Source organism: Gammaproteobacteria bacterium (assembly GCA_033720895.1).
Taxonomy (GTDB): Bacteria; Pseudomonadota; Gammaproteobacteria; order Natronospirales; family JAJUFS01; genus JAWWBS01.
Window position 1 is genome coordinate 1 of sequence record JAWWBS010000063.1, and the last position, 12,258, is coordinate 12,258.

Here is a 12,258-nt window from a genome sequence, read left to right on the forward strand (position 1 = left end):
CGTGCTGCCTGTCGCATGCCCTGCCTCCTCCTGGATTGTGGACTCAGTATAGGCCAGCAGGCCGCTGCGTCATCCTGTCCCGTCCTGGTCCAGCCGCTCGCGCAGGCGCTTGATCGCTCGCTCGTTGGCGGCGACGCGCTGCGCTTCGCTCATACCCATCCAGCCGGCGATGTCATCCACGTGACGACCACAGCCTTCGCAGACATCGACCTCGTCGACGACGCAGATACCGACACAGGGTGATTCAGCGGTGATTTCCATGGTGTCCTTCGGGGCGTCCGTTCGGGGCAAACCAACAAAAGGCCCGGTGCGCCGCTGGCGCAGCCGGGCCCCTGCTCAGGCGTCGATCAGCTCGCGAAGTTCTTCGCGGCGAACTCCCAGTTCACCAGCTCGAAGAAGGCATCCAGGTACTTCGGACGCGCGTTGCGGTAATCGATGTAGTAGGCATGCTCCCAGACATCGCAGGTCAGCAACGGCGTGACATCACCCGAGCGGATCGGGGTGTCGGCATCATCGGTCTGGACGATGGCAAGCTTGCCGTCGGCCTGCTTGACCAGCCAGCCCCAGCCGGACCCGAAGTTGCCCATGCAGCCGGCGATGAACTGTTCCTTGAACTTGTCGAAGGAACCGAAGCTGTCGTCGATGGCCTTGGCGAGGTCGCCTTCCGGCTTGCCGCCACCGTTCGGGCTCAGGGAGTTCCAGTAGAAGGTGTGGTTCCAGACCTGGGCCGCCTGGTTGAACAGGCCACCCTCGGCCTTCTTGATGATGTCTTCCAGCGACATGTCCTCGAACTCGGTGCCCGGGATCATGTCATTCAACTTGGTGACATAGGCGTTGTGGTGCTTGCCGTGGTGGAATTCCAGGGTTTCGGCCGAAATGTGCGGCGCGAGGGCGTCCTTGGCGTACGGCAGTTCAGGCAATTCGTGTTTCATTGCGTCTCTCCAGTTCGGGATCGGGTGAATTCGGTGGCCTGGCTGAGGCGACCCCGGGGTCCGGAATCGGCTAGAATGCGGGCGCATCCAGATCCATATTGAGGGCCAGCCAGCAACGCGCAAAAACAGTAATTTGCGCGTTTTTGAGACAGTCATTGTACAGTCCGGCCCGCTTTTGGCACAACCGAGCCCGCAAGAACCGGCCCCGAGAGGACGCATGCACGACAACACGCCCAAGCTGCCCGACAACATCGACGCCCAGGTGCGCGCCGCGCTGGCCGAGGACCTGGCGGGCGACATCGCCAATGGCGATCTCACGGCTGCACTGGTCCCTGCCGATGCCGCTGGCAGCGCCAGCCTGGTTTGCCGCGAAGCCGCGGTGATCTGTGGCCAGCCCTGGGTGAATGCCGCTTTCGCTGCGATGGATGGCGGCATCAAAGTCGAATGGCTGGTTACCGAAGGCGACAAGGTCGAACCGGATACGGTGATAGCGCGGTTTTCGGGCCCGGCCCGGGCACTGCTGACCGGCGAGCGCACGGCGCTGAATTTCCTCCAGACCCTGTCAGGAACCGCAACGATTTCAAGGCATTACGCCGATATCGTGGCCGGCACAAGCTGCCGGATCCTGGATACCCGCAAGACCATTCCGGGCCTTCGCCTGGCGCAGAAATATGCCGTCGCCGTGGGCGGCGCCAGCAATCACCGCATTGGCCTGTTCGATGCCATCCTGATCAAGGAAAACCATATCGCCGCCGCCGGCAGCATTGCCGCGGCCGTGAAACAGGGTCGCGAGCGCTCGCCGAACGTGGTGCTGGAAGTCGAGGTCGAGTCGCTGGACGAGCTAGCGGCGGCCCTGGCGGCGGGCGCAGACGTGGTGATGTTGGACAATTTCGACCTCGACACCACCCGCGCTGCGGTGCAACAACGGAATGCGCAAAATAGCGCCACCAGGCTGGAAGCCAGCGGCAACATGGACGAAAAAGGCCTCCGGGAGGTGGCCGAGGCCGGGGTGGATTTCGTCTCCATCGGGGCGCTGACCAAGCATGTCCGCGCGGTGGACCTGTCGTTCCGTTTCACGCTCTGATTTTTTTCCATAAAGTTGATATAGTCGGTGGTTCAAACACCTGTTTGAATCTGCCTGGTTCCAGGCAGGACGTGACGACCCGGCCGTTTCACCGGAGCCATCGAGACACGCCACGGTCGCATTGATTTACCTCAAGGCGCAGCAACCAAGGACGCTGCACACTGCTTGCCACGGTCGCTACGGCAACTGCCCAATGCGAGGCCCCACGAGGGTCGGGCGAGCAAGCTATCGATCAACAGGGATGTACAACATCAAAGGAGACGTTCCATGTCCGGTATTACATCGGTTCTGGTAATTCTTGTCGCAGCCGGCGCGCTGTCCTACTTCCGCGCCCCGCTGCTGGTCTGGACGCTGGCGATTGTCGGCGGCCTGCTGGGCTATGGCGCCATGGCGGGTACGCCCTGGCTGGCCTGGTACATCGCTGCACCCATCCTGCTGGTGCTGAACGTGCTGCCGCTGCGCCGCGCGCTGATTTCGAACCGCTTGCTGACCTGGTTCCGCTCGGTGCTGCCGCCGCTGTCGACCACCGAGCAGATCGCCCTGGAAGCGGGTGACACCTGGTGGGATGGCGAGCTGTTCACCGGCAAGCCGGACTGGAAGAAGCTGCTGGACGCACCGGCCGCCACCCTGACCGAGGAAGAGCAGGCATTCATTGACGGCCCGGTCGACGAATTCTGCGAAATGCTGGACGACTGGAAGATCACCGCCGAAGACCACGACCTGCCGAAGGAAGCCTGGGACTTCATCGCCAAGCACAAGCTGTTCGGCATGATCATCCCGAAGGAACACGGCGGCCTCGAGTTCTCCGCTCAGGCGAACTCCGCAGTGGTCATGAAGATTGCCACGCGCTCGCTGACCGCGGGCGTGACCGTCATGGTCCCGAACTCGCTCGGCCCCGGCGAGCTGCTGCACAACTTCGGCACCAAGGAACAGCAGGACTACTACCTGCCGCGCCTGGCCAATGCCGAGGAAATCCCCTGCTTCGCCCTGACCAGCCCGCATGCGGGCTCGGACGCCGGCGCGATCCCGGACACCGGTATCGTTTGCGAAGGCGAGTACAAGGGCAAGAAGACGCTGGGCTTCCGCGTCACCTGGGACAAGCGCTACATCACCCTGGCGCCGGTCGCCACGTTGCTGGGCATGGCTTTCAAGGCCTATGACCCGGACGGCCTGCTGGGTGACAAGAAGTCGCTGGGCATCACCCTCGCGCTGATCCCGACCGACATGCCGGGCGTCGAAATCGGCAACCGCGCCAATCCGCTGGATGCCAAGTTCATGAACGGCACTACCCGCGGCAAGGACGTGTTCATTCCGATGGACATGCTGATCGGTGGCCAGGAGTACATCGGCGAAGGCTGGAAGATGCTGATGCACTGCCTGTCCGCCGGCCGCGCCATCTCGCTGCCGGCACTGGGTGTCGGCGCCGGCAAGCTGTCCTCGCGCATGACCGGTGCCTATGCCCGCATCCGCAAGCAGTTCCGTACGCCGATCGGCAAGTTCGAAGGTATCGAAGAAGCCATGGCGCGCATCTGCGGCAACACCTACCGCCTGGATGCGGCACGCCGTGTCACCGCCGCCGCGATCGACGCCGGTTCCAAGCCGCCGGTGCTGTCGGCCATCCTGAAGTACCACGGTACGGAAGGCATGCGACAGATCCTGGACGATGCCATGGACGTGCACGCCGGTCGTGGTGTCATTCTCGGCCCGCGCAACTACCTTGGCCGCGCCTACCAGGGCGTACCGATCGCCATCACCGTGGAAGGTGCGAACATCCTGACGCGCTCGATGATCATCTTCGGCCAGGGCGCCATCCGCTGCCATCCGTACCTGCTGAAGGAACTGGAAGCCGCCTACGACCAGGACGAGAACCGCGCGCGCATCGCGTTCGACAAGGCGCTGTTCAGCCACATCGGCTTCACCGCCAGCAACAAGGTGCGAGCTTTCTGGATGGCCATTACCGGTGCCCGCTTCGTATCGGCACCGTCGGCTGGTCCGCTGACGAAGTACTACCGCCAGCTGACCCGCGTCAGCGCTGCGTTCACTTTCCTCGCCGACGTCACCCTGCTGCTGCTGGGTGGCGAGCTGAAGCGCAAGGAAAAGCTGTCGGCGCGCTTTGGCGACGTACTGAGTCACTTGTACCTGGCATCGACCGTGCTGAAGACTTTCGAAGACGAAGGTCGCCCGGCCGACGACCTGCCGATGGCCGAGTGGGCCCTGCAGGATTCGCTCTTCCAGATGCAGGACGCCATGGAAGAAATCCTGCGCAACTACCCGATCAGCTGGATGGGTCCGCTGCTGAAGCTGGCCGTGATGCCGTTCGGCCGCTCCTACAAGCGCCCGAGCGACAAGCTTGGCCACAAGCTGGCGGACTTCCTGATGGTACCGTCGGCGGCGCGTGATCGCCTGACCCGCGGCGCCTACCTGAATCGCGATCCGAACGATCCGGTTGGCCGCATGGAAGTGGCGCTCGACAAGGTTTTGGCTTCCGAGCCGCTGGAGCAGAAGCTCGAGAAGGGTCTCAAGGTCCGTCTCAACCCGGTCAACCTGGAAGACAGCCTCGCCGAGGGCATCAAGCAGGGCGTGATCAGCGAGACCGAGGCCGCGACCATCCGCGAAGGTGCCGAGGCCACGCTGGAGGCAATCCTGACGGACGAGTTCCCGCCGGATTATTACGGCGCAAGCTCTGCAGCGCCGAAGCGGGCAGCCGCCAACGGCTGATTGCCGGTCGACACGCTGCAACGAAAAGACCCCGCGATGCGGGGTCTTTTTTTGCCTGCGGGTTTCGCCCGTTCAATTCAGCGATCGACTTGCGCCTTCCTGTCCGGTACTGCCCTCGGCCAGCAACAGGACCCGTTCGCGGTACCACTCCTCCAGGTCCGAACTGTTCAGGGGGCGCGCGAACAGGAAACCCTGCATGACGTCACACCCCTCCTCGGTCAACCAGGATTTCTGCACGTCGGTTTCCACGCCCTCGGCAACCACCAGCAGGCCCAGCGACTTGGCCAGGCCGATCGTTGCCCTGGCAATCGCTGCATCATGCGGATCGTTGACCAGGTCGGTCACGAAGGAACGGTCGATCTTGATGATGTCGACCGGGAACTTCTTCAGGTACGTCAGCGAGGAAGAACCCGTGCCGAAATCATCCAGCGCCAGGCGGCATCCCAGCTGCTTGAGTTCGTTCAGCAGGTCCATGGTGGACTTGGCCTCGCCGACTGCCAGGCTTTCGGTGATCTCGAGCAACAGGTTCTCAGGCTTGACGCCGCTCTCATCCAGCACGTCGCTGACCAGCGTCGGGACATTGCGAAGCATGAACTGGCCTACCGAGAGGTTCACTGCCATGTGGAGATCGGGCGAAAGGTGTCTTTCCCATTTCCTCGCCTGGGCTGCAGCAGCTCGCAATACCCACTCGCCGAGCGCCACGATCTGGCCGGTTTCTTCTGCCAGCGGGATGAATTCACCGGGTGCTATCAGGCCTCGATCCGGATGGTTCCAGCGCACCAGTGCCTCGACGCCGACCATCTTGCCCGACGAGGTGTCGACCTGCGGCTGGTAGAACAATTCGAATTCGTCGCGCTGCATGGCCTTGCGCAGGTCGTTTTCCTTTTCCATGCGTGTCACGGCCTGGGTATGCATGTCCGGTGTGAAGAAGCTGTAGCCATTCCGGCCGCTCTTCTTGGCGCGGTACATCGCCGTATCCGCATTCTGCAACAATGTCTCCGAATCACTGGCGTCGTTCGGATAAAGCGAAATGCCGATGCTGCAGGTCAGCTGCATGTCGCCATCCGCTATCACCAATGGCTCGGCTGTCGTTTCCAGGATGCGCTCGCAAACGGAAACGACGGTATCGAGGTCTTCGAATTCCTCGAGAATGACAGTGAACTCGTCACCACCGAGTCGCGCCACGGTATCCGAACTTCTCACGCACCGCATGAGGCGCTTCGCAATCGAACGCAGCACGCGGTCGCCCGTATGGTGACCCATGGAATCATTGATCGACTTGAAGCGGTCAACGTCGACAAACAGTACCGCGATCTCGCGGTTGGCCCGTCGCGCCTTGCTGAGGGCGTGATTGAGACGATCATGGAACATGGCGCGGTTCGGCAGGCCGGTCAGGCGATCGTAATTCGCCATGTGCCGCAGCTGCTCCTGCACCTGGTTGCGGCCGGAGGCCGAAATGGCAAGCGCAATGAAGTCGGCCAGCGAGGAGGCAAACATCCGTTCGTCTCGCGAGAAGGTTCTCGGGTATCCGACATGCTCGTGCACGATCACGCCCCGAACCTTGCCACCCTGGCGAAACGGTGCGCCCAGCGCTGCACTGACCCGATAAGGGGAAATGTAATTTATCCAGAAGTCACCGGCCCGCTTGTCCGTCTGGGTATCGCTGATCGCAAAGGTGCGCATCCGCTCCAGCCGCTTGTAGAGTCGCGCATGCTCGCCGGTACCCAGTCGGATGTTCGGGGCCGCATCGTGGTAACCGTTATCGAAAAGGTGCACGCAACGGAACTCGGTAAAGTCCGGCTCGCAGAACCACACGCTGACGCGCGTGCACTGGATGGCCTGGGCCGCCTTTTCGGTGATGACCGTCAATGCACGCGGCAGGTCGCCCGCTGCAACCGACTCTTCCTTTGCCAGGTCCAGCAATACGTAGCTTTGCTTGCGACCGCGCTGCTCGCCCTTTCGAAGCGTGTTCTCCGCATTGATGCGCGTGGTGACCTCGGTATCGAATTCCTCGGCGATGTCCGCATAGGCAAAACGTGTCCGGATGCCATCCAGCGTGTCGGCGTTGAATCGAAACGCAAGGAAACACAGCAGCACAAGCACGGCATAGATAAGCAGGCCGATCATCACCGGCAACTGCTCGCCCATGAAGATCAGGTTCAGCCCGACCGGCAGGACGGCAAAACTCGAAAACACCAGGTAGCTTCTGAAATCGAAAGACAGCAGGGGAATCGCCAGGGCGGCCACACTGAGCAACATCACGGCCAGCAGGCTTTGCTGCGCGATGTCGGCCGGCGGGAAGAAAACGACGCCGACCAGGCCCCACGACACGGCACTCAGGAAGTTGCCGAAGCGGAATATCCGGAACCATTTCTTGGCGTCCGCCGCGACGATGTGTCGACTGTGAAACTGGAACGTCAGCAGCAGTCGAATCAGTTCCACGGCACCGGCATAGATGGCCCATGCCATGAACAGTTCCGGATCGGCGGCCCCTTTGAAGAGATAGGCGATGAGGCCGAATACCGCGAGCGCGGCAAAATGCACTGGCCGGGCATAAGAAAACAGCAGGTTGGTCTGCTGTGCCAGGACCTTGCTGTCGATCTGCGGATTGCTGACCGTCGGGTTGTGGATTGTTGCAATCGCCACCAGCCAGATCCCTTACCTTTTTAACGACTGCAGGCCCCTGGGGACCTGCGTGTGATGCGTATTCATGACCCTACCCCCCTGCAGAAGGCGCCCCGTGCGCGGTGCGTTATGTAAAGTTTAGCAGCAGTTGGCCGTCGCCATGTCAGTGTTTGCTGAATCGTGCACCTGACTTTACCCTTGCAGGATGAAAATCATTGCAGCATTTATGGCCTCGCTTTCCCTCTTCCTGGTCGGGGGCTGCAGCCTGTTTGCCGAATGGGAAAGCGGACGCGTGGAGACGGTGGCCAGAAGCGAGGACCGGGCGTGCCGGCAGCGGGATTACCAATGGCCTTCCGAAGCCTATATCGAGTGCCGCTTGCAGCTTTACAACCATCGCAACCGGGAGAACTGGGAACGACTGTCCTTGTCGCAAAATTCGCCCGGCGAGATTTCCGCTGCCGCAAACAGAAGCGGCGAGCGGTACAAACCGGCTCGCCGCGATAACTTCGATTGCGAGATGCGCCCTTCCAGCGCGGGCGATATCGATTACGTGCATTGCGCCGAAACCGATACCGCCCGACCGGACATCAATCCCTGACGGTACCGAGAATGGCATCGCGCCCTTCGTTCTCGAGTATGTCGGCCACCTTCTGACGCACCCGCAGGTTCACCGTCTGGGGGTCAGCCGCCGACTCCTTGATTTCCCAGCGTTGCTGGCCGAGCGACTCGCCGCCCGGGCCACTGATCCGCAAGGACACGACGGCACGCTTCCAGAACCAGCCCTGCCGCTTAGGCAGCTCGGCAGTCTCCACTTCCAGGCTTGCCTGGTAAGTGCCATCCGGTGACAGGCTGAAACCGCTGTCGCCGAGGCTGCCGGCCAGTAGCCCCTTCCATTCGTCGGATGCCACTGGCTCCAGGGTGATGCGGGACAAGGCCGTGCGCAGGTCGCTTTCCAGCTGGCCAAGCGGCCAGCGCGGTGGCGTTCCACGACCGGTTGCATCAACGGCCTGCAACATCGATTGCACAACCGCACGACGTCGTTGGTTTTCCACTACACGCACGGCGATGCTCGCCTTTTCGAATACGTCATCGCTCCGGCGTGCAGCTGCCAGCATGGCGTCTGCTCCGGCATCCAGGCTCTGGATCTCCTGGCGCAAGCGCAGGCTTGCACGCGCACGCTCGAGCACGGCCAGCGCATGGAACTGGCGGGTCGCCGGATCCTGCCAGACCTCCGGAACCGTCACGCCTTCCAGGACCTGCTCGGTCTGCACGTTCAGCTCGCGGTTGATCTCCTGCGAATAGCTGTCGCCATCGGCGCCGCGGCTGAAGTTGCGGACATCCGATGCCGACTCGTCGATCTTCACCCGGAAGGTCTTTGCCAGGTCGGCTCGCGCGCGATCGCGCGCAGCATCGCGGGTGTCGCCGGAACCGATACCGGTCAGGTAGCTGCTGGCGGGGTAATCCGCTGCCGAGCCATCCAGCCAGTCCGGGGCTGCCGGTCGCGTATCACCGCCCGCGCAGGCGGCAAGAACGAATCCGAGAGCACCGGTAAAGATAATTCTGCTTGCTGTCTTCATGATCAAATCCTCAGCTACTTGCGATTAGCGTTGCAGCCAGTAGAGGCTGCGAAATGCGGTTCGATTCTCTGCCAGCGAGCTGACATCGAAAGTCTCCTGGAAAAGCGGTACTCCGAAACGGTCCTGCAGCGAAACGGTCACGTCGCCGACATCGTCGGGCAAGGGCACCCTCAAAAGGAATTGCTCGCCCGGCAAGGTACTCCAGCTGCGCACGTCTGCGTTCTCGACAACCGCGGACACGAAATTCACGAACAGCTCGAGGCCTTCGCTCTCCTTGCCTGCCTGGTTGGCTGCTGCATTCTTCACGACGTTGCGGGCAATCGCGCGGGCAATCAGCCCTGGCATCTCATCTTCCAGCGTCGCGCGGGCAACAGGCTCCAGCATGGAAACGCGTTCACCGGCGATGCCAGCCTCGCCTGCAAACTGCGCCGTGACCTGCGCCACCCGTGAAGTGCGACTGACCAACCGGGGCAAGGACAAGCGATAGATCTTGCCGGACAACTGGTCCTGCTGGACCTGTGACACTTCGACGCGACGCGGCACCAGCCCGGCACCAACGACGACCAGCAGTTGCCGCTGCCTGCTGTCCGGCACATCGGCGAGCGACACGGACGGAAACGCCCTGGCGTACTCGTCTCGCTCGGAATCCAGGCCCAACCTGTCCGCCAGGTAAACCAGCCGTTCACCGAGATCCCGGGGCATCAGGGCCGGACCCGGTTGTCGCTGGTAGGCCCGATAGGCCTTGCGATAGGAAACCAGCGCGGCGTCGGGTTCGCCATTGGCTTCGAAAATCAGCCCGGACAGGTACAAGGGAAAGGCATCGCCACCCTGGGGCGCGGCGCCATCGAATGCCCGCTCGAGAAAGGCATCGATCTGCAAGGCTTCGACGCGGGCGCTCTCGACATCGCCCGTTTCCAGGAAATTGAGCGCCTGCATGGCCCGCATGTGAAGCTGCTCGAAGGGACGCGGCTGGTAGGCATCCGAACCTTCGACCACGGAAAGCTCGCCGAGGGTCTCGGAAATGGAGGTCGCCTCCTGGAAGCGCATCAAGGGTTTGGCAGCCTCGAAAGCCGCGATGCTTCCCTCGATGTCTCCCTGCATTCTCAGAATGGCACCCTTGTTCACCAGATACAGGACCTCGTTGCGTCGACTGGCCCCCAGCGCATCAAGCAGTTGCAGCGCGCCGGATACATTGCCCTGCTGCAAGGCGTTGTCGACTGACGCCAACTGGTGGCCATAGGTCACGCATGCCGTCGTGATCAGCATCAACGTGCCTGCCACCAGCAGCCTCAGGCCGCCAGCAACTGAACTCGTCATCCCCCGCACTGCTTGCTCCTGGTCGAGGACTGCCGGCCGTCGAATCGAGACGGCCGGTCAATCGTCACGGTCGATAGCTGGATCGCTGGATGTCCTTCTTGATCTTCTTCTGGCCGATCCAGACCTTGCGATTGTCCTTCATGCTGATCAGCGTCAGGTCCACCTGGTAGTACGTCACCTGGCGGCGGCCCTCGGCATCAACAATGGTGTTGATCGTGCCAGTCAGCATGTAGTCCGCACCGATTTCCTGCCCCATGGCATTGCGCGTGTCTTCCCTGGAGTTGAGATCCTGGTCGAGGCGCTCTTCACGAACGCCCGTGCGCTCGGTCGAGGACGCGACAAAATCGACACGACCCGAATTGATCAGCTCGCGCTCCATGTCGGCAACGAAGGTCTGCACGTTGATGTGCTCGTGACTCAGGTTGCGAATCGAACCGACAATGATCGTGGGCTTGTTGCCTTCGGTGCGTCGGTGTTCCTCGATCCACGGTCGCGACAGCACGTCCGCAATCATCTCCTGCGAGACAAGACGCGAATCGGTGTCGTTCCACTTGCCGCTGAGGTCCGTCACCGATTCGGTATCGATGCGCTGTACTTTGGGCGTGGAACCACATGCAGCCAGCAACGTGGCCGACAACACAACCGCCATCAGAGTGCCAATCCTGCGCATCTCATTTCTCCTCTACGAAACGGTCAAACAGGGTTTCACCGTTCTTTTCGAAATATTCCTTGAACGCCGGGTCCATGTTCTCGGCCCTGGCGACCAGCCCTTTCACCTTGTCCAGCTCCAGCTCGAAGATGCTCCAGATGTCGCCATTCTTCTCATTGGTCCAGCGCCCGATGTTGCGAGCACCCACCAGCCGGATGTTGGTGATGTTCTTGATCTCGCGGGTAATCACCTGCTCGTTGACGCTGCCCTCGCCCAGCCCGGCAGACGCCAGGTAATCCTGCGAAACGACATCCATGTAGGACGACAGCACGCGGGCGACCTCGGTCCTGGCGCGATCGTCGGCCGTGCTCTTCTGCAAGGAGAAGTCGCCCATTTTCGGCGCCATGCCGATGCCATGGATCAGGCGGCCATCATCGGAATCCAGTGCCTGGGATCCTTCGTTCACCCAATCGGGGGCATCCTCGATGCCGAGATCGCTCTCGACCCGCGTCTTGTTGGAGCAGGCGGCCATGCCAAGGCCGATGAAAACCACCAGGACGAGCTTCAGCCAGTGGTTCTGGTTTGCGATGTCGTTGTTCATGTTGCTTACCTCTCCATTAATGCCCCGAAGGCACCTGCGTGCCGCGGGAGTAACCGTTGAATCCGGCGTTTCACCGAGTCTAGCTACAGCGGCCTGCCGATGACAGCTTCACGAATCGCCCTCGGCGGCTTCGTCTTCCGGTGGAGCCCACAGCAATCGGTCCAGGTCTCGTTCCGAATCTGCGATTTTCCCAATGGAAACGCGGCCCTTTGTAACTGAGATGCCCTCCGCCTCCAGGCGTTGCACCTGATTATGGAAAGACTGTGAACCTTGCGGAAAGGCAATCCGGCCGTCAGCACGCACCACGCGATGCCACGGCAGGTCGAGCGTGGATTCTCGCAATACCCGGCTTACGTAACGCGCCCGGCCTGGCCAGCCCGCCCGGCGGGCGATACATCCGTAGCTTGTGACTTCGCCGGGACGCAAGGCCAGCACGGCCTGCTCGATGTCCGCAAAGACCTTCCCTGAATCACCGCCACATGTGCTCACGGCGCCAGCCAGCGGCCGCGCCAGCCGCTCTCCTCGCGAATGAATTCGGCTCGCTGGTGACCTGCGATGCTCAGGAACAGCCAGTCGATATGCTGCAGGTGGGCACGCAATACGGTGAAATTCTCGCGGCCCTCCCCGACCGGCGGTCCGCTCTCGCCCGCCTTTTCGACCGGCGTGCCTGGCGGCAGCGACTGCCGGTAACACCGGCGACTGAGGTCGCGCGTCCGGGCCCAGGCGGTGTCTTCGACAACCGTGCCGGTCATGTC

Annotated in this window: 12 protein-coding genes; 3 read left to right on the forward strand and 9 right to left on the reverse strand. The window is 62.0% G+C overall.

Annotation, left to right across the window (positions count from 1 at the left end; translation table 11 throughout):
• Positions 1 to 69: 69 nt before the first annotated feature.
• Both R3217_09030 and R3217_09035 read right to left on the reverse strand, forming a co-directional pair.
• Positions 70 to 261, reverse strand: coding sequence for a DUF1289 domain-containing protein (locus tag R3217_09030; GenBank protein MDX1455584.1), 192 nt, complete (start codon positions 259 to 261; stop codon positions 70 to 72).
• Positions 262 to 347: 86 nt separating this feature from the next.
• Positions 348 to 932 (reverse strand): Fe-Mn family superoxide dismutase, encoded by a 585-nt coding sequence (locus R3217_09035; GenBank protein MDX1455585.1) that lies wholly within the window; start codon positions 930 to 932, stop codon positions 348 to 350.
• 217 nt (positions 933 to 1,149) lie between these two features.
• Between R3217_09035 and nadC the strand changes: the two genes are divergently transcribed.
• Together nadC and R3217_09045 are read left to right on the forward strand one after the other, a co-directional pair.
• Positions 1,150 to 2,016 (forward strand): carboxylating nicotinate-nucleotide diphosphorylase, encoded by an 867-nt coding sequence (nadC, locus tag R3217_09040; protein ID MDX1455586.1) that lies wholly within the window; start codon positions 1,150 to 1,152, stop codon positions 2,014 to 2,016.
• Positions 2,017 to 2,283: 267 nt separating this feature from the next.
• Positions 2,284 to 4,734 (forward strand): acyl-CoA dehydrogenase, encoded by a 2,451-nt coding sequence (locus R3217_09045; protein ID MDX1455587.1) that lies wholly within the window; start codon positions 2,284 to 2,286, stop codon positions 4,732 to 4,734.
• Between the two features lie 72 nt (positions 4,735 to 4,806).
• Here R3217_09045 and R3217_09050 read toward each other — a convergent pair whose 3' ends face one another.
• Entirely contained in the window at positions 4,807 to 7,380 is a 2,574-nt protein-coding gene (locus R3217_09050) for an EAL domain-containing protein (protein MDX1455588.1), read from the reverse strand.
• A gap of 205 nt (positions 7,381 to 7,585) precedes the next feature.
• Between R3217_09050 and R3217_09055 the strand changes: the two genes are divergently transcribed.
• Positions 7,586 to 7,957 carry a hypothetical protein gene (locus R3217_09055; GenBank protein ID MDX1455589.1) on the forward strand — a complete coding sequence of 124 codons (372 nt, stop codon included), beginning with the start codon at positions 7,586 to 7,588 and terminating at the stop codon, positions 7,955 to 7,957.
• Here the strand turns inward: R3217_09055 and R3217_09060 are convergent.
• The 6 genes from R3217_09060 to R3217_09085 all read right to left on the reverse strand — a co-directional run.
• Positions 7,947 to 8,936, reverse strand: coding sequence for an LPP20 family lipoprotein (locus R3217_09060; GenBank protein ID MDX1455590.1), 990 nt, complete (start codon positions 8,934 to 8,936; stop codon positions 7,947 to 7,949). The genes R3217_09055 and R3217_09060 overlap by 11 nt on opposite strands.
• A gap of 24 nt (positions 8,937 to 8,960) precedes the next feature.
• A complete protein-coding gene (locus R3217_09065) occupies positions 8,961 to 10,253 on the reverse strand; it encodes a hypothetical protein (protein ID MDX1455591.1) in 1,293 nt (430 codons plus the stop codon).
• A 64-nt stretch (positions 10,254 to 10,317) separates the two neighbouring features.
• Positions 10,318 to 10,902: a penicillin-binding protein activator LpoB gene (locus R3217_09070; protein MDX1455592.1), complete on the reverse strand. Its 585-nt coding sequence runs from the start codon at positions 10,900 to 10,902 to the stop codon at positions 10,318 to 10,320.
• Between the two features lie 22 nt (positions 10,903 to 10,924).
• Positions 10,925 to 11,503, reverse strand: a complete 579-nt coding sequence (locus R3217_09075; GenBank protein ID MDX1455593.1) for a hypothetical protein — start codon at positions 11,501 to 11,503, stop codon at positions 10,925 to 10,927.
• Between the two features lie 108 nt (positions 11,504 to 11,611).
• Positions 11,612 to 11,992 carry an MGMT family protein gene (locus tag R3217_09080; GenBank protein ID MDX1455594.1) on the reverse strand — a complete coding sequence of 127 codons (381 nt, stop codon included), beginning with the start codon at positions 11,990 to 11,992 and terminating at the stop codon, positions 11,612 to 11,614.
• On the reverse strand, positions 11,989 to 12,258 hold a 270-nt coding region (locus R3217_09085), incomplete at its 5' end, for a hypothetical protein (protein ID MDX1455595.1). The genes R3217_09080 and R3217_09085, both read right to left, overlap by 4 nt.

What these genes read in the sequence shown, in the direction of transcription:
- R3217_09030 (MDX1455584.1), bottom strand. Translation starts at nt 261, where the DNA reads ATGGAAATCACCGCTGAATCACCCTGTGTCGGTATCTGCGTCGTCGAC.
- R3217_09035 (MDX1455585.1), bottom strand. Translation starts at nt 932, where the DNA reads ATGAAACACGAATTGCCTGAACTGCCGTACGCCAAGGACGCCCTCGCG.
- nadC (MDX1455586.1), top strand. Translation starts at nt 1,150, where the DNA reads ATGCACGACAACACGCCCAAGCTGCCCGACAACATCGACGCCCAGGTG.
- R3217_09045 (MDX1455587.1), top strand. Translation starts at nt 2,284, where the DNA reads ATGTCCGGTATTACATCGGTTCTGGTAATTCTTGTCGCAGCCGGCGCG.
- R3217_09055 (MDX1455589.1), top strand. Translation starts at nt 7,586, where the DNA reads ATGGCCTCGCTTTCCCTCTTCCTGGTCGGGGGCTGCAGCCTGTTTGCC.
- R3217_09060 (MDX1455590.1), bottom strand. Translation starts at nt 8,936, where the DNA reads ATGAAGACAGCAAGCAGAATTATCTTTACCGGTGCTCTCGGATTCGTT.
- R3217_09065 (MDX1455591.1), bottom strand. Translation starts at nt 10,253, where the DNA reads ATGACGAGTTCAGTTGCTGGCGGCCTGAGGCTGCTGGTGGCAGGCACG.
- R3217_09070 (MDX1455592.1), bottom strand. Translation starts at nt 10,902, where the DNA reads ATGGCGGTTGTGTTGTCGGCCACGTTGCTGGCTGCATGTGGTTCCACG.
- R3217_09075 (MDX1455593.1), bottom strand. Translation starts at nt 11,503, where the DNA reads ATGAACAACGACATCGCAAACCAGAACCACTGGCTGAAGCTCGTCCTG.